Raw genomic sequence first — 22,823 nt, 5'->3', positions numbered from 1 at the left:
TATTTAGCTAGATATGATTGGAGTTATAACTATCAGCAAAATCAGCCACCATGACGAAGTATTTAGCACCTTTGTCGTGGGGGTTGAGCTTTAGGTATTCGCTTTTAGCTTTTTCAGAATCTGAACCGTATGGATATTTTATAACTACAAATTTGTTACTTTTGTTAGACTTGATAGTTTTCTCAACTTTTTTGATCCTGCTTTTAATTGCGCTCATAAACTTCTTCAAGGCTAGATATACGTTTTTCCAAATCTGACACTTCTAAGGTTTTGGCAAACTTCTCTAACAACCCCACCATAAGTAAGCCATCTTGAGGGGTAATATTGCCACTCGATACTTCACTGATTACTTTAGAGGTGGCGATTAGTGTGTCTTGCACCGATGAAACTTCAGGCAGATCAATTGTAATAGGCTTTGACTTAGCAGGTGGTACGATCCTCTCTAACACACACTTGATAGCAGTAATATCACCACCAAGAGCAAGCTCAATAGCTTTGCGAGCGATACCTTCACCTTCATCATCAAGCAATTGCTGCACAGCCATGGTGGCTTTATTCTGCGATCCCTTAGGCCTACCAAAAGGGTTAGGACTCGGCCCACCCTTTTGCCATAACGCCTGTTTTTGCTCTGTTTTATCAGGAAGATTTTGCATAGTTTTTGTCTTAATGTTTTCTTGTACTATATCAGAAAATATATAATATTTCCATATATCTTAAAGATTATAATTGCTAGCAATATAACTTAATGTATCGCATAATGCTAAAATTTCTGCTTCGAAGTTTTTAATGCATCCGTCATATTCAATAATAGCTGCTCTCTCTTCAAAAATTTCACTATAAATTTCATTACTACATATTATTTCCCTAAGTGTTTTCAGTGTATCAGGTGTTTTTGTATTACCATCTCCTTTATTTACGTGGGTTTTAGCTAAATCAGTGTTGGTAACACCACAAACTTGATTATTTTGAAGGTGTTTAGTAATATTATGGATATCAGAATTTCCAAAATATACTGTTTTATTGCGTTTCTTGCTCATGCAGGTTGCAGGCGTAACACTTGTTACACCTGAAACACCTAATGAGTATGGTAATTCTTTAAAAAAATCACTCGTTTTCATTTTGCTTATCACTCATCATAACATTTGATGCGGGAACACAGTACATACGTATTTGCCCTGAATTAGGGGCCTTTATGCTAATAGTGTTTTTGCCATAAGCATCTTGCTTAATGAGTTTCTCAGTAGCAAGATATTTTAAAATCCCCTTACTTTTATTATTGTTTAGTATTTCCTTTGCAAATATTTCGTTAAATATATAAAACTCCCATTCGTTCATTGCGTTAAGCTTTTTATAGCCAGCACGGTCAATAATGCGGAGATTGTTTTGATTGTCGTCTTCAGCTTTATTACTGCCTATAACTTCAAACCTTGAACTTCCATGCTGTGCAATAAATAGTCTTAGTCGGTTTGCTGCTTCTGTATATTCATAAGATTCATTACCACCACGTTGTTTAATCCAATCCTTGAGTATTATTGAGCATGCCATGCAGGCAGAATCAGGCTCCCAAGGTAATATGCCTAAAGCTATGCATAACTCTCCTACCGCGGCCAATAAACTGAGTTTTCGAGCCACTCTTTTAACTTGCCCATCATCAGAGATATTTGTATTACATTCTAACCACGAATCTCTGGCCTTATTAATTCTCTCGACTATATCAGTCTGATTTGCAGTTAATATCTCAAGGAATTTCTCAATTACCATTCCACAGTTATCTGCTGATAACCGCTTTAGTTCTAATGAGAGTTCATTCGCGTTTTTAAAGTGGTGAATATTCTCAAATAATCCATGACCTTGACCAGCATCAGCAGGTATTTCAATAAATCTTACAGTTTGACCTGCTTTTGCCTGCTTTCGTTCTTCTTGAATCTTACTAGATAATTGAGTTTCACCTGAACTTAAAAATGTTAATTTAAAACTTTCAATATCACGCGCCTCACCATTACGTTTTGATCTAGCCTTACCAGAGCCGTTACCAAGCATGTAAGCTAGTGCATCTGCTGTTTTACCATCCGCTTGCGAAAGTTCATCTAATAATAGTATTGAGTCATTAGCATTTCTCGCGAGCCCTTCTGCGGCATTATCGGTAAGACGCCATGAATTAATAGGATTCCCCCATATAGATTGCCCAGAAACTAGAGCTGTGGTTTTACCTATTGATGAATTACCATAAAAATGGATACCAAAGTTTTCTTCATTAAGGAGCCTCAATAACGGGCCTGAAAGCGCAAGGGCAATAGTAATTATAAGCCTACTATTCCCAATTGAAAGCATACCAATGGTTTGCTGCCAGCTTTCTAAAGTACCCTTTTGTACTAATGGCTTAATTGATATTGTAGATTGTAGGACAATACGTTCTTTTAGAGTTTGTCCTATAACTTTAGATGGTAATATGTAACATCCCTCAAACCATCCTGTTTTACTAACGCAAATAGCTCGTTCTTTTGGATTAGACGTAATTATGTACTCATTTAATAAATTCTTACCATTGTATGGTGACAACACTAATCCATATGATAATAAATCTTCGCGATAACTATTACCATCACCAGCTAAATCTGACATAGGTAGTATGTATTCCTTGAGTTTACGATCACTATCATAAAGCTGTATTATCCTAGACCAATTTTTACCATTCATATCTCGTGCTAGGTGGGTAACAACTAAATAAGAGCAAAACCAAGTCCATTCGGTACTTTCTTGGCCATCAGATGTTTTAACCCTCTTCAAATAATAAACGCCATTAGGCTCAACCTTAAATTTTTGGTTAACATAGCTATTTAGTTTGTCAATTTCAGACTTTTTGATATAGGGAGTAATAATTTTTCCAATAATTTGATTAATCAAAGGGCTTCTCCAGCCTTCATCGTAAGCATCAGCTAAATCATATCCTTGTGGGACTAGTCCTTGCCTTTCTACAATTTTACTATCTTCTATAATAAACTTTCCTAGCTCTTCTGCGGCTAGGTGATAAACACTTGCAACGCCTACTTCAATACATTGATCATAAACTTTGTCGCCATAGGCTCTACCTGGCTCATCATTATCAGTGCAAATAATGACATTCCTACCTTTTAATGGAGAAAAATCCGTTTTATCAGGTGATTGCGCACCAAACATAGTTGTAGTAGCGATAAGATTAGGAAATAAAATTTGTCCTTTCTCTGCTGATTTTTCACCTTCACACAGCAATATATCTAAGTAACATTGAATGATTTTATGTACATTATATAAAACCCAAGGAGTTGGGATTGCTATTGCTTGCCATCTTCTTTTTCCATTAGGTAATAGACAATAACTTACAGGTCTATATTCTTTTGAAGGTATACCTTTTTCTGCATCAATAAAATCCCAACGGCATTTGTATGTAACAATCTTGCCCTCTGAGTTATGATATGGCCATTTGTTATCTGGTTCACCACCAAACTTTGGAATTACAAAATTAAATTCCTCTGCATCATCTGGCACTGGGATGATTGGTTTTGGCTTGCTTTTATCATTTGTTTTTGAATAGTTGATATTTAACTCTTCATCCTTTAAAGGAGCAAAAGGATAGTTATGCATAACGTCCTCCTGCTAACTTTGCTATTTCTTTTGCAGCTTCATATTGAGAGAGATTGAATAGGTATGCAGCAAGTGAAATAAGATCTCCTCCTTTATCTCCAGTGGCAAAATCACACCACTTACCAGTACGTATATTAATTTTAAAACTGCCGTAATGCTGATCATATCTTTTTGGATTTCTGGCCACATACTCATTTCCCTGAATCTTTCCATCTGGTAACCAACGAAATAGTATGCTTGGCAATAAAAACATAGAATGTCTAGCTATATTTTTATAAAAGTCTTTATCGAAATTATTACGCATATTATTACCTCTTGGAATTATATTGTTCTTGATTATCAATAAAATTCATCAGGTCAGAAAGCTTGTATTTTGCAAGCCTTCCCACCTTTGTGAGTGGTAAAGACGGATATCTATTGGTACTAGTCCATACAGCTAACGTACCTACAGTAACTCCTAGAAATTCAGCAGCCTCTTTTCTACTAAGTAATCGTTCGTTTATTACCTTAAAATTTTCTTCTTGTGTTTTACTTATCATAAGCAACTTACTCCTTTTTAATTAATTACACATGATGTTGTATCACCAACATTCATGGTTATTAATGCACAAAAAGAAATGTTTACGATACGTAGCAAGGGTTCATGCCTAAGTACGCAGAGGGGTTGAACCCCTCTGCAAAGCCCTTGATTTATAAGGCTACAAGGGGTTGATACCCTATATAAAAATTAGCAAATGTTAGATTTAGGGGTTGATATGCTTATTTTCTCTTATTACCCCTAGTACCATTATTAGTAGAATTTATATTTCCTCCTTTTTTTGCTTCAGGTGTTCTTAGCAAGGTAGCCATATTACCTATTAAATTATTTGAATATAGAGATTCATCTGGATGTTCTTGTCGTAATTGACTAATTATCATTTCTTTAACGGGTTGGTTATTATCAGTAATTTGCATGTCTCTTGCAGCTTTTAATTGTGCATATATATAGGGGCTAATGTAGACTTTTTTAGCATACTCGAAAATCTCATCTCTTTCATTTACTTTTTTATTAATTTGAAGGTCATTTTTTTCTGACATATCTATAAATTCCAATATATTTTCTAGCTCTATTCTTTTTATAATTAAAGTTCCATAGTCTATAACTTTGCTTTTTAAATTTGTGTCAGGTATTGAGGCCTTTGAAATACCAACATCAAATCTAGAGCGGTTAGAAAGCCAGTATTTTTGAGGTAATTCTAGAATTTGCCCATATAAATTGTTTAGCAAAAATATTCTAAGAGTACTACAGTGAATCCATTCGAGCATCAATTGTGTTATTACAGTATACTGCATGCCACACTCTATATAATGATTTTTTTCATTTTCGCTCATCTCATTATATTTTATAGGAGGTATAGTTCTTGGTTTGCTATAGTCAAAATTTTCAGCTTTACTTTTTTGAAGATCAAGTTTTTTATTATATTCTTCTAATATTTCTAATTTTTTTTGTTTAAACTCTTTTTTGTTGTATGAACGCTTAAAAGGACTTTCGATAAAACTATATAAATCTTGTATACTAAGAGAATATTGGTTTTTGCCTTGTAGCATATTCTGAAAGTTATGGCTCTCAGCTTCAAAATCTTTCTTAAATAATTTTTTGCCAATAATGTTATATGCTTCTTGGGTGGTTATATAATCTGAAGGGATAAAATTTGTCATATATCTGATTTTCCAATTTATATGTTTAAATTGGATTCAAAATATACCTAATTTGATCAAGTTTACTAGAGTTAAATAGCTGATTTATATAGAAATTACAGAAAATTTCCTATGGAAAACTGACGCGCAGTTAATATAAATGATAACAAAATACTTATAGTAGTGTAAGGGAAAGACTTTCGTTTGATTGCGGCACCAGTGCGGCACCAAGTCAATTTGTATAAAATGAAAAAATGGCGAGTAGCCTCAGGAATACTTGGTTGCGGGGGCCAGATTTGAACTGACGACCTTCAGGTTATGAGCCTGACGAGCTACCGGGCTGCTCCACCCCGCGACATTGTAAGGGTTATTATATGAGTATTTTCTTTAATTGCAAGAATTATTTACTGTGAAAAATTATTTAAATAATTTATTTAGAAATTAATTCTATAACTGAGCTAATTTCTTTATAAATTTCTGGTAATTTAGAATCGCGCATGTAAGCAGCGCAACTTGCTATTTTTTCATCAGTAAAATAATACGCTTCTCCAATATTTGTATGTATATGCTTACTACCCAAGCCTTTAATTAATGAGGCGTTTGAATCATTATCATCTCCAAGTGTAACTTCAATTGTTTTAACCCCTTTAAAGGCAAGCGCAACAACTGCAGGAGAAATGCAAATGGCTCCAATAGGTTTCTTTTGAGAATTAAAACCTAACACGATTTCTTTAATTTTAGGAGTAATACTGGCATTTGGCCCATTAGAAGCGATGCTACAATAATTTTTAGCAGCGCCGAACCCACCTGGCATTACAAGTCCATCATATTTACTGATCACTAATTTATTTACATTTTGAATATTTCCACGAGCAATTCGTGCGGATTCTACTAAAATATTTCTAGTTTCAGTTAATTCTTCACCTGTAATATGATTAATTACATGTTGCTGATTATAATCTGGTGCATAAATATTATATGAATGTCCTTGGGATTCAATAGCAAGTAAAGATAAAACTGCTTCTCTGATCTCTGCGCCGTCAAGATGCCCACATCCTGATAATAGGACAGCAAATTTTTTATTCATGTTAACTACCCCTAAAATAATTATTTTATCGATGATAAGCTATAAAACTCCCAGATTTGATTAATGTAGTTTATTAATTTATTTCTATCATCAATTAAATTAATAAGAGATTGAATTTCTGGTCGGTGGTCTATATTTTCCAAAGCTAAATCGTTTAGTTTTAAGATTGCTTTATCTAATTCATTATCAACAATAAATGTTTTTATAATATTTAAATTCTCTAATTTTTTATTATCAACTTTTTCTAAATTATTAGTTGATTCAATACGAATAATTTTATTTACCACTTGACCTATAAGCTTATTATTAGTAGATGCTTCTACTTTTGATTCTAAAGGTAGATCCTTATCAAGGTAATCCACTTTTCTAATAATTTCATCTAAAGAGGTAATACCTGAATTTTTATATTTTTCAAATAATGATAATTTATTTTGAATAAAATCATCACCTTCTGTCAATTTTTTTAATAAGTCTAATTCTTGTTCAAAAGCTTTATTAGATAAAATCTTCTTTTCTAGAAACCTTATAGCAATTAGTTTTGCAATAGTTTGATTAGAAGTGGTTGATAAATTTTCAAAAATTTTTTCATCACAAGAAATTTGTCTTTCACAAGCAGGGCAATTTATATTTGTATCAATATTACGACTATCTTCAATACTTAAAAGTGAAGTTTTTAAATCTTTATTTTCTTTTATAAGATGATTAAAAGTATAAGTTATTAAAACTCCAGTTAATAAAAGAATGAGAATAAATATTAATTTAAGTTTGTTCATTTGCTCGCTACTATTTCATTAATTATTTTTTTTACTTCATTTAAATTAGGAGTATTACACCAAACAAGTTTTTGTAGAGGGTGTTTTATTAATTCTTGACCTATTTCTTTACTAAATGCAACTGCAAATAAATTCGGTAAAAATCTCTCAAGTGAATTGTCTATAATAATTTTTTCAAAGATTTTTACATTTCTTTTTGAGAAAAAAGTTATAATACCGGATTTTTCGCTATAAATAAGGTCTTTAATTTCTGCTGGAAAATCTTTTTTTTCTTTTGCCTCGTAAGCAAGGAAATCATCAGAATAAAAATCTGTTACTAAGTCGTTAGTAATATTCTTTCCTCTGATATATATGGTTCTTCCAAATTTTTGTCGGTTTGATTCTTTTAAAAATTTTATTAAATCTTTTGAGGTATCTCCAACTTTTTTTACTTTATTAGATGAATATAGTTCTATGGCTTTTTGATAACTATATTCGCCTATAAGAATAATATTTTGATTTAAAAGTAAATTATGATGTTTTAAATAATCAAGACTTTTATGACTTGTAATTATAATTGTATCATAGTTTAAAATATTAGATTCCCTAATAGGGTTAATAATAATTTCAGTTAATGGCAAATGGTAAATGGGTAAGTTCATACTCCCTATTTCTTCTTTTGTTCTAATAAAGTCCTCATAAGGACGAGTTATCAGTATATAGTCTATTTTATTCATTTTAAGCTAACCTAAGATATTGTAATTAAACAATAATTATAGGTTTTTAAAAAAAAATCTAGAGTTGAAAGCTAAAAAAGTGTATTATTAAAAGGTTAGATAAATTGTAAACCTTTTAATACCGGATAAAATAATGAAGAAATCCTTATTACCTATTTTATTATATTCTGCAATTGCAAATGCAAGCGTACCTTCACAAGCTCCAGCTCCTATAGAAAAACCAAAATTATGTACTGTTCAAGTTACTGATCAATATGTAAAAGCAACCTTAGAAGGGTCTAAGTCAACAGCAGCTTACATGAAAATTCTTAACCCTTGTGAAAATGATATCTCAATTAACTTAATTACTTCAGATATTCCTGCTGTCATAGAAATACACGATATGAAGCATGAAAATAACATTATGAAAATGTTCAAAATAAGAAGCCTTAATATTCCTTCTAAAGGGACAGTAGAATTAAAGCCAGGTGGTAAGCATATAATGTTTTTAGATTTAAAAAAATCATTAATAGCAGGTGAAAGCCACATGTTAACTTTAGTTCAAAACGATAATCAGGGATTAAATATAAAAATTCCTGTTAAATAGGATTAAATTAAAATGTACCCACTTTTTGAAAATAGTTTACTTTATACGTATATTGAATTTGCAAGAAAAAATATTGTTCCATTAAGAAACGGTGTTAATCTTTGTCAATCATATCTAGCCAGTCCTTTTAATTTAATTAAAAATACTGACACTGACCGTGCTTTAAAAGCTACGCTTGAAATGTATGATCGTATGTTTAAAGTATATAAAAAACCTGAATTTGGTATTCAAAAAGTTAAAGTTGATGGAAAAGATATAAAAATTCAACAGGAAACATTGCTTTATAAAAGCTTTTGTAATCTTATACATTTTAAAAAATTAGATAATAAAATTGATTTGCCTAAAATGTTAATTGTTGCCCCTCTGTCTGGGCATCATGCGACTTTACTTCGAGGCACTGTCGAAGATACTTTACCATTTTTTGATGTTTACATTACTGATTGGAAAGATGCTTCTCAAATTCCTGTGGCAGAAGGTAAATTCGATTTGGAAGATTATACTAAATATGTGATAGAATTTATAAAATTTTTAGGTCCAAATTTAAGTGTAATGGCCGTTTGTCAGCCTACTGTTCCAGTAGTAGCAGCTATTTCTCTTCTTGAAGAAGAAAAATATACGGGTGTAGACAATATGGTTTTAATAGGTGGCCCAGTTGATGCTAGAGAATCAAGCACAGAAGTTAATCAATTTGCTGAAAATCGTCCTATGAACTGGTTTGAAACGCAAGTTATTACTAGGGTTCCTTTTAATTATCCAGGTTTTTTAAGGCCAGTATATCCTGGATTTATTCAATTATTTGGATTTATGGCAATGAATATGCAACGCCACATTGGTGAACATATGAAGCTTTATCAACATCTTATAATTGGTGATGGTGAAAGTGCAGAAAAACAAAAAGATTTCTATGATGAATATTTAGCAGTATTAGATATGCCCGCTGAGTTCTATTTGCAAACTATAAAATCTGTTTTTAAAGATTTTGCCTTACCACGTGGTAAAATGAAAGTAGATGGTAAACTTGTTAAACCTGAATTAATTTATCATTCAGCAATACTTGCTATTGAAGGCGAACTTGATGATATATCAGGCATAGGACAAACTAAAGCCGCTTTAAAAATTTGTAAAAATGTCCCTAAAGAAAAAACACATTATCATTTTCAAGAAGGTGTAGGGCATTATGGGGTATTTAATGGGCGCAAGTTTAGAGAAAAAATTGTTCCAGTAATTAAAGATTTTTGTTATAAACACACAGGCTATAAAAAAACTATTTAAAGTTTCCAAAATAAATTAAGTTCTAAATTAGCTTTTATTATAATTACATTAAGTGTTTTTTTATATCTAGCGAATATAATAAGCTAAATATAAAGATAAAATAGTGCGTTTTCTTATGAAAAGAATATTGAAAAGAATATTAAAAAGTCATGCGTTCATTAAAATTCTTGCTCTTTTAATTTCTATTTATTTGAAATTTTTACATTTAACTATTAGATGGCAAGGTGAATCTAAAGATGCTCTTAAAAATTATAAGAAAGAAAATGTAATTTTAGTGTTTTGGCATGGAAGGATGTTAATGATGCCATTCTTATGGCCAAAACCGAGAAAAATGAATGTTTTAATTTCTCATCATTCTGATGGTGAAATTATAGCTAAAACTATAGAGTTTTTGGGATATAAACTTATAAGAGGTTCATCTTCAAAAGGAGGAACTCAAGCTTTAAGATCTATTCTTACAACTCTAAAAAATAATAGTGTAGCCATGACGCCTGATGGTCCTAGAGGTCCTAGAATGAAAATTTCAGGAGCCTTAACTACAATAGCCAAAATAAGTGGGAAACCTATTATACTTGTTACTTATTCAACTGAAAAAGCTAAGGTATTAAAAACATGGGATAAAATGATATTACCAAAGTTTTTTAGCAAGGGATATGCATTAGCAAGTCAACCGATTTATGTAAATAAAAGGATTTCTGAAGAAGAAACTAAAAAATTAGAGTTGGAAATTGAAGAAAAGATTAATAATATGACTTTCGAAGTTGATAAAATTGCAGGAATAAACATTGAAAAGTAATTTAGTTTTAGAAAAAGCTTGGATGTACCTATATTATATTTTAGGTTTTATCTACCTAACCATTTTACCATTTTATATTTTTTTAAGAATAATGAAAGGCAAAGAATTAGGTGGTAGAGTTTTTGAAAAATTTGGCTTTTATAAAATTAAACGGCCTGAAGGTAAACTTCTTCATATACATGCGGCTAGTGTAGGTGAATCATTATCGATTGTAAGATTGATAAATATAATTTTAAAAGAGGGAAATTATAATGTTCTTGTAACTTCTCAAACTAAAACTTCAGCAGAAATTTTAAGTAAAAAATTGCCTAAAGAGGTGATTCATAGTTTTTTTCCATTTGATATTTACCCTTTTATTAAAAGATTTAAAAAATATTGGCAGCCAGATTTAACTTTATTTGTAGAATCAGAACTTTGGCCAGGATTTATAAATTTAACTGAGAGTGATAAATTATTTTTAATTGGTGCTCGTATTTCCGATAAATCTTTTAAGAATTGGCTCATTCTTCAACCTTTTGCCCGCTTTATTATTAATAAATATAAATACATTTATACTCAAAGCCTTTTAGATTATGAGAAATATAAAGTTTTTACAAATAAGGTAAAATTTGCTGGTAATTTAAAATTTGATAATGAAAAATTGTCTGTAAATTCAGAGCTAGTAAATACGTTATATAAATCTATTAATGATAAAACGGTTATATGTGCAGCTTCAACCCATGAAGGAGACGAAGCAATTCTCATCAAAGTATTTAAAAGAGTAAAAGAGAAAAATAAAAAACTTATTTTAATTCTTGCGCCAAGGCATCCTAATAGAACGAGCAAAGTTGAATCTTTATTACAAAAAGAGGCTCTAAACTATGCTATTCACTCTAAAGTTAGAGGTAACTTTAAAAATATTGATGTTTATTTGATTGATACATTAGGTGAGTTAGGAAATTTCTTTAATTTAGCTGAGATAACTTTTATAGGTGGGTCTTTTATTGATATAGGTGGTCATAATCCTATTGAGCCCTCTCATTTTAATACACTTATAATTACCGGTCCAAAGTTTCATAATTTCATAAATATTTATAATGAATTTATTCAAAAACAAGCAAGTTTGATTGCACATGACGAAGAAGAATTATATAATATATGGGAAGATTATCTTAATCACCCTGCAAAGTATGATCTTTATAAGGCAAATGCTAGCAATTTAATAAAACAATATAATCAAATAACAGAAAATGTTTGGCAAAATATTAAAACTAAAACAGCCGGATTTATGGAATAAAATTAACATAAAATCTATAAGCCTTTTACCTTTTTCTTTCCTTTATTATTTAGGGTTTTCTCTTAAGCGACTATTTGTTTCTAAAACTTCTTTTAAAAAAAGTTTCGTTGTAGCTATAGGGAACGTTACGGTTGGTGGTGGTGGCAAAACTCCAACAGCTTTATGGTTTTCTGAGGAATTAAATAAGGAATTGAATAGGAAATATAAAATTTGTTGTGTAAGTAAGGGGTATCATGGCTCTTTAAAAGGGCCTTTGCTTGTTACAAAAATGCATAGTGAAGAAGAGGTAGGGGATGAAGCTCTACTTTTAAATGAAAAGCTTCCAACAATTATTTCAAAAGATAAAATTGAAGGTATTAAATTTGCAGAGGAGCAAGGATTTAATATCATTATAGTTGATGATGCATTTCAAACCTTAAAACTCCAAGCCGATTTTAATATTCTTGTAATTGATGGAGAGTTTTTATTTGGTAATGGTTTTTTACTCCCTGCTGGTCCTCTTCGTGAACCTGTAAGTAGCGCATTAAAAAAAGCTAATATGATTATTAATATTGGAGGGAAAGAAAAAAGATTCGGTAAACCTCAGTGTAATGCATATATACAACCAAAAACTTTTATCTATGAAAAGGCAATAGCATTTTCAGGAATCGCTAGGCCAAAAAAGTTTTTTAATTTATTAAAAAGGTCAAGCTTTAGAATTATTAAAGAAATCTCTTTTAGTGATCATCATAGATATACAATAGAGGAAATAGAGAATTTAATCTTAGAAGCTAAGCGTCTGAATGCTAAATTAATTACCACTAAAAAAGATTGGGTAAGGCTAAATAATGAATTTAAGCAAAAAATTGAGTATATTGACACAGAGCTTGCAATTACTAATGGTGACAGTTTAATAAGCATTATAAAGCAAAAAATAGATGAAAAAGGAATTTAATGCGAATAGTTAATTGTATGTTTAGTAAAAAGCTTGGCGGTATTGAACAAGTTTTTTTAGATTATCATTATTCCCTTCAAAAAAGAGGGCATGAAGTATTATCTATATGTCATACAAAATCTCCGCTACGTAAAACTAATAAAGATTTTCTAGCCATTAACAATTTTAGTAAATGGGATATTTTTGCAAAATTTAAGCTTTTAAAAATTATTAGAGGGTTTAAACCAGATCTTATTATTACTCATGGTAGTAGACCAACTGTATTAAATAAATTTGTAGCAAAAAAACTGAATATACCATTAGTTGCAGTAGCTCATAATTATTGGAGTAAGGAGCTTATTAGTTGTAATTATTTATTTACTATAACGCATCATTTAAAAGACTATTACTCAAATCTTGGATTTCAAACAAATAATATTTTTGTTATTCATAATATGATAGAAGTTCTAGAAAATTTATCTATTAAAAAAGCCAATTCACAATTTATTGTAGGAGCTATAGGAAGATTTGTACCTAAAAAGGGTTTTGAAGTATTAATTAAAGCAATTTCCTTGATTAAAGACAAAATTCCAGAGCTAAAAGTTGTGATAGGGGGTGAAGGGGAGTTACACGCTAATTTAATAGCTTTAGCTAAAAATTTTAAAATAGAAAAAATAATAGAATTTCCTGGTTGGGTTAAAGATAAATCAGAATTTTACTCTAATCTTGATTTGTTTGTTCTACCTTCTCACCATGAGCCTTTTGGAATAGTTATTTTAGAAGCCATGAATTATAATATTCCTGTTATTTCAACTAATGATGTGGGGCCAATTGAAATTATAAAAGATAAGGAAAATGGTTTGTTAGTTCCAATAGAGGATGAGAAAAGTTTAGCAAAGGCAATACTTGACCTTTATAATAATTTTGAATTACGACAAAAATTAGTAAACAACGCTAAGATTAATTTAAAGGAAAATTTTTCTTATAACATTATTGCAGAAAGAATAGAAAATTCTTTAAAAGAAATTTTAACTCGAGCAAAAGAAAATGATAAATGAAAGCTTAACGATTTGCTGGTTAAGAAGAGATCTGCGTTTGCATGACCATAAACCATTACATTATGCCTCGCAAGAAGGAAAAAGTTTTCTGCCAATTTTTATATTTGATAAAGAGATATTATCAAGATTTACCAATAAAAACGATCGTAGATTAAGCTTTATTGCAAATACTATAATAGATTTGAATAAAGAATTAAAATCATATAATTCAGAAATATTAGTGTTTTATGGTAGACCAATAGAAATCATTCCCAATTTATGTAAAGTTTTAAATGCAAATAAAGTTTTTGCTGGTAAAGATTTTGAGCCGCAAACTATAGAAAGAGATAGTACAGTTGAACATTTATTGCTAAAAAATAATATTGAACTGAAATTATCAGTAGATCATCTGCTTCAAAACCCAAAAGATATTTTAAAAAAAGACGGAACTCCTTTTAAGGTTTTTACACCCTTTAGTAAAGCTTGGAGGATGAGTTTAATTAAAGAGGATTATGCAAACTATAGGCCAAATTTAAAACGAACTTTACCAGTTGATTCAAAACTAAAAAATACAATTCAAAATGCAGGATTAAATTTAGTAAATACTACTTCAGCAGAAAAAATGCTAAAAGAAGTGGGGTATAATTTTATTGAAGACAAAATTTGGACAACTCATGATGCTAAAAACAAATTAGCAGAATGGTCCTTTAATATACCTAAATATAAAGAAACAAGGAATTATCTCTATTTAGATGGTACAAGTAGACTTTCTCCTTACTTAAGATTTGGGTTAATTTCCATTCGTGAGTGTTTTAGATATGCTTTGGAATATCCAGGTGCAGGCTCAGATATGTGGATAAATGAGCTTATTTGGAGAGAGTTTTACGCGAATGTTTTGTATCATTTTCCATATACCCAAAACTTAGAATTTTTAAAACCACTCCAAGGTAAAATTAATTGGCAAAGAAACGAAGAACATTTTAAATTATGGTGCGAAGGTAAAACTGGTTTCCCTGTAGTTGATGCCGCTATGCGTCAACTTAAAGTTATGGGTTGGGTGCATAATAGGGCTCGTATGATAACAGCATCTTTCATGTGTAAAAACTTACTTCTTGATTGGCGTTTAGGAGAAGAATATTTTGCGCAAAATTTAATGGATTATGATCTTGCATCAAATGTAGGCGGATGGCAATGGTCTGCTTCCACTGGCACTGATGCTCAGCCATACTTCAGAGTGTTTAACCCTATTTTACAAGGACAAAAATTTGATGCTGATGGAATTTATGTAAAAACTTACGTACAAGAATTAAAAGATTATAAAGGTACGAATATTCATGAACCTCAGAAAGATGGGTTGTTTAATAAATATTATGAGCCAATAGTTGATTTAGATATAACTCGAAAAAGAGCTATAGAAACATTTAAAGCAATTAAATAAATTAACATATTAAATATTTTGTTATATAATTATTTATATATTATATATAGGTTAGTTATATGGCAAGCGGTAATAAAGATTACATTTTTCAATTAAATCAAGCGATAGCTCAAGGAAATTTTGATAAAATTAATAGTTTGTTAGAAGATAGTATTTCAATTAAAAATTTAGAAAAAACTTTTGATGAAACTAGTGTAACTTTTAATTTATTACAAAGTAAAACATTAAGCGATGAAAAAAAGGCAGAAATATTACCAAAAATTATTGCAAAAGGCGCAGACTTAGACATAAAAGATAAAAATAACGCTACAGTACTTCATCATATACTTTATGAAATTGAAAATAAAAGAATAAATAACGAAGACCCAGGTTATTTATATAGTATGATAGAAGAAATCTTAAAGGTTAAACCAAAACTTCAAGAAGGAATAGATAATACTAAAATGAACCCTATTGCTAAGGCAGTAGAATTTGGTAACCTACATGCAGTTGAAATCTTATTAAAACATGGTTCAGATCCTAATAGTTTGTTATGGGGGGAGACACAACATAATTTACTAGATGAAGCAATTATTGGGGAGCGTACAACTTTAGTAAATGTAATTTTAAATAATAATAAAACAATTACTACTGTAGGTAATATAGTAAATTATATCAAACTTAATGGAGATGCAAAAACTCCAATTTTAAATAATTTAATATTAAAAGCTGGTTTAAAACCGGATCAAAATATATATCCTCAAATATTAAATCTTGTGGCTCAACAAAACAATTTAGATATTTTAAACCCAGACCCTGATAAATTTTTTAAAAAATGCAGTTCAAGAGAATTAGGGAGAATATTAAGAGAGTTTGAAACTAAAGAGAATAAAATAGATAATTCTGTGTTAGAAAAAATTAATGAGTTTATTAAATTTCATCAGTCTAACGATATGGGTTTATTTAAGGAAACAAGACTACAGGATACTACTTATTTACAGAAATATATAGAATCTGGATTTTGGCTTAATCTTCAAGATTTTGACGGTTATACAATTTTTATGTTTGCAGCAAAATATGGGAATTTGGATAAAATAAAATTATTAAGGGAAGCCGGCGCTAATGTAAATGCACAAGATAGAAATAATAATACAGCTTTACTAATAGCTGTTGATAGAGGGCAAAATGTAGAAGTAATAAATGAATTAATTAAAGCCGGTGCTAATGTAGACTTACAAAATTATGAGGGATATAGTCCTTTAATGGTTGCTGCTTTTAAAGGTAATTTAGAGATAGTGAAGGAATTAATTAAAGCTAATGCTGACGTTAATTTAAAAGCTCGAAGTGGCGATACAGCTTTAAAAATAGCTGCTGCAAGAGGACATTCAGAGATAATAAAAGAACTAGTCGAAGCGGGCGCTAAAGCTAATTATAACAAGTTTGCTAGTAAAGATATGATAACCTTAATAGAAAAAGAAGGGAAAAATAAAAAAATTGTAGAAAATAAAATTGATATTAAGGTAAAAAAAATAGTTAAGGAAATATTAAAAAATACAAATAATAAAACATTTGACGAAATCTTAAATGAGAACTTTGTTGATAAAGGTAAAGATAATAAAGAGCATAAAAATTTTGAACATTATTTAGAGAAATATATTGGCAAAGATTATAAGGCTAAAATAGAGCCAATTTATAATAAAGAAAAAGCATATTTAGCTCAAGATCCTAAGAAGGTAAAACTTGGTTTAATAGATAACATTAAATCGATTTTTAAAGGGAAAGATAAAGTAATGTTTGAAAAGGCAGTAAAAGAAATGGAAAAAGATATTAAAGAGGGTGGAGATTTTAAGAAAACTTCTAATTATAAAGAAGTGCTTAAGAAGAAAATGGAAAAGCTTCGTAACAATAATAAACAAAATGGAAGATAATTTATTTCTGAGTCATGGAATCAACGCTACTTTGAAATTCTTCTGTCTCATATTTTAGTGGATTTGTTCTGGCTCTTGCTAAATCTACATTAATTAGTTTTGCTTTAGAAAGTTTTGTCCATCTTAAATCTGCTCTTCTTAAGTCACTATTTTCAAAAGAAGTGTCTTTAAGAGAAGCATTAATTAACACAGCTTCTTGAAGGCTAGAATTCTTGAAAGTAGCTTTATCAAGAGTAGTATTCATTAAATTAGCGTAGCTAAGTTTAACATTATTTAATTTTGCACCTGTAAGATCGGCGCCTTGTAAATTTGCCCAAGAAAGGTCAACATTATTTAAATTAGCATTTCTAAGGTTTGTATTAGATAGATTAGCGTAACTTAAGTTTGCACCTTCAAAATTAGCATTCTCAAAGTTATTACCATGAAGAATTGCATTGTCTAGTGTTGCTAAATTTAAGTTAACCCCAACAAGTTTGCTATCAATAATTGTTGAATTACTGAAATCAACTGCCATCATTTTTGAATTACTTAAATCACTATTTATAATATAAGCTTTTTCAAAATTTGCGAACTCAAACATTGCATCTTGCATGTTTGCATCAGTTATAGATACTTCGCGAGCATAAATTTTTGAAAAATTAATGTTTTTAAAGTTTTTTCCAAATTTTTTTGTGAGATTTACAGGTAAACCATAGGTTTTGTTATGTAGAATAAATTTTTCAATTTCCGAGCGATCAGGTAACTTCGTATGAACTATTTTTTTAACATCATCAATAAAATTAGTATTTTGAGCGAATTGTTCTGCGTTTGAAATATTAATTATTGAAACTGCAGAAGCGGTTAGAAAAACATAGAAAAGGTTTTTCATATTAAATATTAACCTAAAAAAACTTTTGATATTACATAACTATTATTTAATGAAACAATAAAAAGGTATGAAAGTCAACATGATAAATATAAAAATTAAACTTTATGTAGCAATATTATTTTATTAATTAAGTTCAGGTTTTGTATTACATATCAATAACTTATACTTTTAAAATATATTTTAAGTTCAAAAGAAGCAGTAATTTAATTGCTAATATATTAATAATTTAATATAATTGTAATAATAGGGATATTATTGGAGAATTATTGTGAGTGCAAAAATTGCCTTAGTTACTGGATCAACAAGTGGAATAGGCCTTGCAATTGCCCGTGAGCTTGCAAAAGAAGGTCATACAGTTATTTTAAATGGTTTAAGTCCAAAAGAGGAAATTGAATCACTTAAGAAAGAATTTGAACAAAATTATAAAGGAAAAGTTTATTATCATGCAGCCGATCTTGCTTCTAAGGCTCAAATTATGGATTTATTGAGTTTTGCGAAAAATGAAGTAGGTGATATTGATATATTAATTAATAATGCAGGCATTCAATTTGTTACTCCTATAGAAGATTTTCCAGATGAGAAATGGGAACAAATAATTTCTATTAATCTTTCTTCAAGCTTTTATTTAATTAAAAACACTATTAAAGCAATGAAGCAAAAAAAATGGGGAAGAATAATTAATGTGGCTTCGGTCCATGGTTTAGTAGCTTCTGCAAATAAATCTGCATATGTGTCAGCTAAACATGGTATCATTGGCTTAACTAAAGTTGTAGGACTCGAAACAGCAGGAAGTGGTGTTACTTGTAATGCAATTTGTCCTGGATGGGTGTTAACTCCGCTTGTTCAAAAACAAATAGATGATCTTGCAGCTAGAGAAAATTTAAGTGGAGATGATGCTCGCATTAAATTGTTAAGTGAAAAACAACCATCTAAACAATTTACCAATCCAGAAGATATAGCTCACTTAGTATTACATTTAATTAGTGAGCATGCTTTTAATATTACCGGAACAAGTATTACCTTAGATGGTGGCTGGACATCTCAGTAAAATTATTATATTAATAGCAAGTTAATTTAAGTTTATTTAGGTAAGAAATGAAAGCGCTTGCCGTTTTATTTATAATTTTTCTTCCAGTTGTTGCTAGCGCTAATAGCAAACTAAATGTATATAATTGGTCAAATTATATTGATCAAAAAACCGTACAGGATTTTGAAAAAATATATAAAATTGATGTTAATTATGATCTTTATGATAGTGATTACACTTTAGATGCAAAATTATACGTAGGTAAAACTGGGTATGATATAGTGGTTCCTACAGCTTTTCCATTTTTAGCTCGTCAATCTAAAATTGGTATGTACAAAGAATTAGATACTTCCAAACTTAAAAATTATAAAAATTTAAATCCAGCGATTCTTGAAATACTTAAAAAAAATGGCGGTCTAGATAAATATGGAGTGCCATGGATGGTGGGGACTTTAGGTATTGGCTATAATACTAAAGTAATTAATAAAATTTTCCCTAACCAAAAAATTGATAGTTGGAAATATGTTTTTAATAAAGAATATATAAAAAAAATTTCCGCATGTGGTGTGGTTTTTATTGATGCCCCTAATGAGATTATTCCTGCAGCTTTATTATATTTAGGTTTAAACCCCAATTCACAAAAAAAAGAAGATTTATTAGCAGCTAGAAAGCTTTTACTTGAAATTAGGCCTTATATACATACCTTTGATTCTTCAAAATATATTGATGATCTAGCAAATGAAGATATTTGCTTAGCAGTAGGATTTTCAGGAGATTTAATACAAGCAAAGGATAGAGCAGAGGAGAATGGAAAAGGAAAGATTAAATATATAATTCCAAAAGAAGGAACTCAAATTTCGGTTGATACAATTTCTATTCTTAAAGATGCAAAAAATGTTGATGAAGCATATAAATTCATTGATTATTTACTTCGTCCAGATGTCGCTAGCTTTAATACAAATAGGTTAGGTTATGCTAATGCAAATAGTGCCGCAGATAAATATATTCATAAGTCCATTTTAAATAATAAGAATATATATTTAACGAAAGGGCAAATCAATCAAATGTATATATTAAAGCCATTAAGCAATGAAATTGAACGAATGCGTAGTAGGCTTTGGATAGAAGTTTTAACTAGCAAGTGACTTTACTTTCCTTTTTGAATTTAGAATTATACTTATAAGTACTAATATACCTGTAACCATTCTAAAATCGGTTGGCTTAATAAAATCAAATAACATAATCAAATTTTCAATTGAACTATAAATAATAGCTCCAATTAAAGGAGAAAAAATTAATGATTTGCGATATTTAACCATTATCATTTCGCCTATCATAACTGATGCAAGACCTTGAATTAGTAAACCATTAGCCATATTAATGTCTACATACCCTACATTTTGTGAATGCATGATGCCTGCAATTGCTATTAAACTATTAGCAATTATTGTTCCTATAGTTACATAAAATAATTGATTAATACTGTATGCACGTGCCATTTTAGGGTTAAGACCTACTAATCGAAATCTTAGCCCTACTTCTGTTTTAAGAAAATTTATTAAAGTATAAAAGGTTAGGGTTATAAGGCTTGTAATAAATAGTCCTTTGAGAATTAAAGATTCGTTATTAAAAGGAAAATAAATTTCATTTAAAGGTATATTAGGTACCCCAAGTATTTTTAGATTTAAAGAGTAAATTATCATAGCAATTATAATAGTAATAAGCATGGAATTAATTTTATATTTTAAGGAAATATATGTTACAGATAAACCTATAAAAGAGCAGGCCAAAATCGCGCTTAAAAAGCTTATTATGTAATTTATATCGTTATTAATCATGGTGCCAAAAATACTTGCACCTAGAATAAAAATACTTTCAGCAGATAAATCAATAAAATTAAGAAGTTTATAAGTAATATATATTCCAAGTCCTACTAGTGATAAAAGTAAACCATGAATGATCGATGTAGGAAGGATATCAGAAAAAATAAAATTAAAATCCACTAGATGTCTCCTTCAAATAGTACCAATAAATCTTCTAGGCTAGGCGGTTGATTATAGTATTTATCTAAATGAATACCATTATCCTTAATCATAATTATTCTATCAGCAAAATGTGCAACCTCTCTTAAACTATGGCTAATAATAATTGTAATGAGGTCTAAAGCTTGTGTAAGGTTCCTAACAAGCTTTAAAATTTCTTCAGAAGTTTTAGGGTCAAGGGCTGAAGTAAATTCATCCAAAAGAAGAATTTTAGGATTTGATATAATACCCATTAGCAGAGCAATTTTTTGTTGTTCTCCACCTGATAAGAGTTTTAAAGGTTTGTCTAAAAAGTTAAATGTATCAATTTCCACACTATTCGTAAAATCAATAATTTCATTATAAAAATTAAAAGTTTTAAGTTTACCTTTCTGATTTTTGAGCCTTGCTATACATAAATTTTCATAAACTGTTAGCTCTCTCTCAGAGCAAAGGTTTATATTTTGGGTAACTTTGGAAATAATATTTTTTGAAATAGTTTCGTTGTTAAAATTGATGGAACCTGAATCAGGATTTAAATCTCCGCTAATCAACTGCAAAAAAGTTGATTTACCTGACCCATTATGACCAATAATAAAACTAACCTCTCCAGGTTTAAAACAAGTGCTAATACCAGATAATACTTTGTTAGAGCCAAATCCTTTGCTTATATTAACTATATTTAACATATTAGTTTACTCGATTATTTCTGTATTAAATTCTTTTAAAGCTTCAAGATCAGGAGTGATTTTTAATAAATCCATTTTCTTTTTGCTAAGAATAGCAATATGATCGGCTTTAGAAGGGTAAATAGGAGAGATAGAGTTTATATTTTGACCGTTTAATATTTTAGAGATAATTTTACCAGCATTTTGGCCTATTGTAGTAAATGAAACAGAGTAACTGCCTAATACTTTATGTTTCTTAATCGCTTCAGCATCGGCATTGAAGACAGGAATATTATTTTTATCAGCAAAACTCGTTATTACACTTAAAGCTGGTTGAATAGGACCACTTGTACTTACATAAATAAGATCTACTTTATTTTTAAGAATATTAATTCGCTTAGGGATATCGCTTTGTTGGTCTATTCCTACCTTAACTACTTCCATATTTAATTTTTTTGCTGCTAATTCTAAATCTTCTATCATAGCTTTATCATTATCTTCGTTTAATGCATATAAAACCCCTATACGATGTGCTGATGGAAGAACGGTTTTTATAAATTCAAGCATAGTACTTAAATTTTGTTTTTCAGCTGCTCCTGTAATATTATCTTTTGCTGTATTTTTATTATCAAGAATTCCAGCGCTTACAGGGTCTGTAATTGAGGCAAAAACAAGAGGTTTGTTTTTTACAATTCGTTTGGCAGATTGAGTAACAGGTGTTGTAATGCTTACGATAACATCTGGATTATATGCAAGTAATTTGTTTAACATTTGAGGAATTAATGTTTGCTCAAAATTTACATGCAAAATTTTATATTCTATATTTTTACCTTCAATAAAACCTTCTTTTGTAAGTTGGTTTTTAATTCCAAAGATAGTGTCTTCAAGCGAAGAATGGATTCCATAATTAGCAATAGCTACTTTTTTTAGTTGGGAGCTTTCTGCAACTGTAAGATTTAATAAAATGATGTACGTAATGAAAAAAATAGTTTTAAAGAACTTCATGAGTTTCTCCTATAAATAATATTTAAAAGCAAATTAGTTAAAGCGTAGCTATTACTGCCATCGCCACCAATTAATTTCTAAACATTTAAGATAGAAGAATGTATTAATCATTTTTAAATTGCTATATATTTAATT

Annotated in this window: 24 protein-coding genes and 1 tRNA gene; 10 read left to right on the top strand and 15 right to left on the bottom strand. The window is 29.7% G+C overall.

Going from position 1 to position 22,823, the window contains the following annotated elements:
• Positions 1-7: 7 nt before the first annotated feature.
• From J0H68_04575 to J0H68_04525, 11 genes are all read right to left on the bottom strand, one after another.
• The gene (locus tag J0H68_04575) at positions 8-217 is read right to left on the bottom strand and encodes a hypothetical protein (protein MBN8827961.1); all 210 of its coding nucleotides are present in this window, start codon (positions 215-217) and stop codon (positions 8-10) included.
• The gene (locus tag J0H68_04570; protein MBN8827960.1) at positions 204-653 is read right to left on the bottom strand and encodes a hypothetical protein; all 450 of its coding nucleotides are present in this window, start codon (positions 651-653) and stop codon (positions 204-206) included. Before J0H68_04570 ends, J0H68_04575 begins: the two co-directional genes overlap by 14 nt.
• Positions 654-713: 60 nt before the next feature.
• The gene (locus J0H68_04565) at positions 714-1,118 is read right to left on the bottom strand and encodes a hypothetical protein (protein MBN8827959.1); all 405 of its coding nucleotides are present in this window, start codon (positions 1,116-1,118) and stop codon (positions 714-716) included.
• Entirely contained in the window at positions 1,105-3,621 is a 2,517-nt protein-coding gene (locus tag J0H68_04560) for a DUF927 domain-containing protein (protein ID MBN8827958.1), read from the bottom strand. The genes J0H68_04565 and J0H68_04560 overlap by 14 nt, the downstream gene beginning before the upstream one ends.
• Positions 3,614-3,925 (bottom strand): hypothetical protein, encoded by a 312-nt coding sequence (locus J0H68_04555; GenBank protein MBN8827957.1) that lies wholly within the window; start codon positions 3,923-3,925, stop codon positions 3,614-3,616. Before J0H68_04555 ends, J0H68_04560 begins: the two co-directional genes overlap by 8 nt.
• 4 nt (positions 3,926-3,929) lie before the next feature.
• Entirely contained in the window at positions 3,930-4,124 is a 195-nt protein-coding gene (locus tag J0H68_04550; GenBank protein ID MBN8827956.1) for a helix-turn-helix domain-containing protein, read from the bottom strand.
• Positions 4,125-4,380: 256 nt separating this feature from the next.
• On the bottom strand, positions 4,381-5,319 hold the full coding sequence (locus J0H68_04545) for a hypothetical protein (GenBank protein ID MBN8827955.1): 939 nt from the start codon (positions 5,317-5,319) through the stop codon (positions 4,381-4,383).
• Between the two features lie 257 nt (positions 5,320-5,576).
• A tRNA-Met gene (locus tag J0H68_04540) sits at positions 5,577-5,653 on the bottom strand.
• A 75-nt stretch (positions 5,654-5,728) separates the two neighbouring features.
• Positions 5,729-6,385: an isoprenoid biosynthesis glyoxalase ElbB gene (elbB, locus tag J0H68_04535; GenBank protein ID MBN8827954.1), complete on the bottom strand. Its 657-nt coding sequence runs from the start codon at positions 6,383-6,385 to the stop codon at positions 5,729-5,731.
• Positions 6,386-6,405: 20 nt separating this feature from the next.
• The gene (locus J0H68_04530; protein MBN8827953.1) at positions 6,406-7,158 is read right to left on the bottom strand and encodes a hypothetical protein; all 753 of its coding nucleotides are present in this window, start codon (positions 7,156-7,158) and stop codon (positions 6,406-6,408) included.
• Positions 7,155-7,874, bottom strand: coding sequence for a uroporphyrinogen-III synthase (locus J0H68_04525; GenBank protein ID MBN8827952.1), 720 nt, complete (start codon positions 7,872-7,874; stop codon positions 7,155-7,157). The genes J0H68_04530 and J0H68_04525 overlap by 4 nt, the downstream gene beginning before the upstream one ends.
• A gap of 133 nt (positions 7,875-8,007) precedes the next feature.
• On the opposite strand from J0H68_04525, the gene J0H68_04520 reads away from it, so the two are divergent.
• The 8 genes from J0H68_04520 (at position 8,008) to J0H68_04485 (ending at position 17,099) form a co-directional block, all read left to right on the top strand.
• A complete protein-coding gene (locus tag J0H68_04520; protein ID MBN8827951.1) occupies positions 8,008-8,460 on the top strand; it encodes a copper chaperone PCu(A)C in 453 nt (150 codons plus the stop codon).
• A gap of 12 nt (positions 8,461-8,472) precedes the next feature.
• Positions 8,473-9,732, top strand: coding sequence for a polyhydroxyalkanoate depolymerase (phaZ, locus tag J0H68_04515; protein ID MBN8827950.1), 1,260 nt, complete (start codon positions 8,473-8,475; stop codon positions 9,730-9,732).
• 115 nt (positions 9,733-9,847) lie between these two features.
• Positions 9,848-10,528, top strand: a complete 681-nt coding sequence (locus J0H68_04510) for a lysophospholipid acyltransferase family protein (GenBank protein ID MBN8827949.1) — start codon at positions 9,848-9,850, stop codon at positions 10,526-10,528.
• Positions 10,518-11,804 (top strand): 3-deoxy-D-manno-octulosonic acid transferase, encoded by a 1,287-nt coding sequence (locus J0H68_04505; GenBank protein ID MBN8827948.1) that lies wholly within the window; start codon positions 10,518-10,520, stop codon positions 11,802-11,804. The genes J0H68_04510 and J0H68_04505 overlap by 11 nt, the downstream gene beginning before the upstream one ends.
• On the top strand, positions 11,758-12,738 hold the full coding sequence (lpxK, locus tag J0H68_04500) for a tetraacyldisaccharide 4'-kinase (GenBank protein ID MBN8827947.1): 981 nt from the start codon (positions 11,758-11,760) through the stop codon (positions 12,736-12,738). Before J0H68_04505 ends, lpxK begins: the two co-directional genes overlap by 47 nt.
• Positions 12,738-13,775 (top strand): glycosyltransferase family 4 protein, encoded by a 1,038-nt coding sequence (locus J0H68_04495; protein MBN8827946.1) that lies wholly within the window; start codon positions 12,738-12,740, stop codon positions 13,773-13,775. The genes lpxK and J0H68_04495 overlap by 1 nt, the downstream gene beginning before the upstream one ends.
• Positions 13,768-15,192 carry a deoxyribodipyrimidine photo-lyase gene (locus tag J0H68_04490; protein MBN8827945.1) on the top strand — a complete coding sequence of 475 codons (1,425 nt, stop codon included), beginning with the start codon at positions 13,768-13,770 and terminating at the stop codon, positions 15,190-15,192. Before J0H68_04495 ends, J0H68_04490 begins: the two co-directional genes overlap by 8 nt.
• A 59-nt stretch (positions 15,193-15,251) precedes the next feature.
• The gene (locus J0H68_04485; protein ID MBN8827944.1) at positions 15,252-17,099 is read left to right on the top strand and encodes an ankyrin repeat domain-containing protein; all 1,848 of its coding nucleotides are present in this window, start codon (positions 15,252-15,254) and stop codon (positions 17,097-17,099) included.
• A gap of 1 nt (position 17,100) precedes the next feature.
• Here J0H68_04485 and J0H68_04480 read toward each other — a convergent pair whose 3' ends face one another.
• Positions 17,101-17,967, bottom strand: a complete 867-nt coding sequence (locus J0H68_04480; protein ID MBN8827943.1) for a pentapeptide repeat-containing protein — start codon at positions 17,965-17,967, stop codon at positions 17,101-17,103.
• A gap of 262 nt (positions 17,968-18,229) precedes the next feature.
• On the opposite strand from J0H68_04480, the gene J0H68_04475 reads away from it, so the two are divergent.
• Together J0H68_04475 and J0H68_04470 are read left to right on the top strand one after the other, a co-directional pair.
• Positions 18,230-19,015, top strand: a complete 786-nt coding sequence (locus J0H68_04475) for a 3-hydroxybutyrate dehydrogenase (GenBank protein MBN8827942.1) — start codon at positions 18,230-18,232, stop codon at positions 19,013-19,015.
• Positions 19,016-19,062: 47 nt separating this feature from the next.
• Complete coding sequence (locus tag J0H68_04470) at positions 19,063-20,139, top strand: extracellular solute-binding protein (protein ID MBN8827941.1); 1,077 nt, start codon at positions 19,063-19,065, stop codon at positions 20,137-20,139.
• Here the strand turns inward: J0H68_04470 and J0H68_04465 are convergent.
• The 3 genes from J0H68_04465 to J0H68_04455 are packed head-to-tail and all read right to left on the bottom strand — an operon-like array spanning position 20,125 to position 22,688.
• The gene (locus J0H68_04465; GenBank protein MBN8827940.1) at positions 20,125-20,997 is read right to left on the bottom strand and encodes a hypothetical protein; all 873 of its coding nucleotides are present in this window, start codon (positions 20,995-20,997) and stop codon (positions 20,125-20,127) included. The genes J0H68_04470 and J0H68_04465 overlap by 15 nt on opposite strands.
• Entirely contained in the window at positions 20,997-21,704 is a 708-nt protein-coding gene (locus J0H68_04460; GenBank protein MBN8827939.1) for an ATP-binding cassette domain-containing protein, read from the bottom strand. The genes J0H68_04465 and J0H68_04460 overlap by 1 nt, the downstream gene beginning before the upstream one ends.
• Before the next feature lie 6 nt (positions 21,705-21,710).
• Positions 21,711-22,688, bottom strand: coding sequence for an ABC transporter substrate-binding protein (locus J0H68_04455; protein ID MBN8827938.1), 978 nt, complete (start codon positions 22,686-22,688; stop codon positions 21,711-21,713).
• Between the last annotated feature and the right edge of the window lie 135 nt (positions 22,689-22,823).

The sequence above is a fragment of the Sphingobacteriia bacterium genome (assembly GCA_017304685.1).
GTDB lineage: Bacteria > Pseudomonadota > Alphaproteobacteria > Rickettsiales > 33-17 > JAFKLR01.
This window is presented reverse-complemented; position numbering and strand designations above follow the sequence as displayed.

Bases quoted from the DNA above. Each gene is read 5' to 3' on its own strand.
- J0H68_04575 (MBN8827961.1), bottom strand. From the start codon at position 217: ATGAGCGCAATTAAAAGCAGGATCAAAAAAGTTGAGAAAACTATCAAG.
- J0H68_04570 (MBN8827960.1), bottom strand. From the start codon at position 653: ATGCAAAATCTTCCTGATAAAACAGAGCAAAAACAGGCGTTATGGCAA.
- J0H68_04565 (MBN8827959.1), bottom strand. From the start codon at position 1,118: ATGAAAACGAGTGATTTTTTTAAAGAATTACCATACTCATTAGGTGTT.
- J0H68_04560 (MBN8827958.1), bottom strand. From the start codon at position 3,621: ATGCATAACTATCCTTTTGCTCCTTTAAAGGATGAAGAGTTAAATATC.
- J0H68_04555 (MBN8827957.1), bottom strand. From the start codon at position 3,925: ATGCGTAATAATTTCGATAAAGACTTTTATAAAAATATAGCTAGACAT.
- J0H68_04545 (MBN8827955.1), bottom strand. From the start codon at position 5,319: ATGACAAATTTTATCCCTTCAGATTATATAACCACCCAAGAAGCATAT.
- elbB (MBN8827954.1), bottom strand. From the start codon at position 6,385: ATGAATAAAAAATTTGCTGTCCTATTATCAGGATGTGGGCATCTTGAC.
- J0H68_04530 (MBN8827953.1), bottom strand. From the start codon at position 7,158: ATGAACAAACTTAAATTAATATTTATTCTCATTCTTTTATTAACTGGA.
- J0H68_04525 (MBN8827952.1), bottom strand. From the start codon at position 7,874: ATGAATAAAATAGACTATATACTGATAACTCGTCCTTATGAGGACTTT.
- J0H68_04520 (MBN8827951.1), top strand. From the start codon at position 8,008: ATGAAGAAATCCTTATTACCTATTTTATTATATTCTGCAATTGCAAAT.
- phaZ (MBN8827950.1), top strand. From the start codon at position 8,473: ATGTACCCACTTTTTGAAAATAGTTTACTTTATACGTATATTGAATTT.
- J0H68_04510 (MBN8827949.1), top strand. From the start codon at position 9,848: ATGAAAAGAATATTGAAAAGAATATTAAAAAGTCATGCGTTCATTAAA.
- lpxK (MBN8827947.1), top strand. From the start codon at position 11,758: ATGTTTGGCAAAATATTAAAACTAAAACAGCCGGATTTATGGAATAAA.
- J0H68_04495 (MBN8827946.1), top strand. From the start codon at position 12,738: ATGCGAATAGTTAATTGTATGTTTAGTAAAAAGCTTGGCGGTATTGAA.
- J0H68_04485 (MBN8827944.1), top strand. From the start codon at position 15,252: ATGGCAAGCGGTAATAAAGATTACATTTTTCAATTAAATCAAGCGATA.
- J0H68_04480 (MBN8827943.1), bottom strand. From the start codon at position 17,967: ATGAAAAACCTTTTCTATGTTTTTCTAACCGCTTCTGCAGTTTCAATA.
- J0H68_04470 (MBN8827941.1), top strand. From the start codon at position 19,063: ATGAAAGCGCTTGCCGTTTTATTTATAATTTTTCTTCCAGTTGTTGCT.
- J0H68_04460 (MBN8827939.1), bottom strand. From the start codon at position 21,704: ATGTTAAATATAGTTAATATAAGCAAAGGATTTGGCTCTAACAAAGTA.
- J0H68_04455 (MBN8827938.1), bottom strand. From the start codon at position 22,688: ATGAAGTTCTTTAAAACTATTTTTTTCATTACGTACATCATTTTATTA.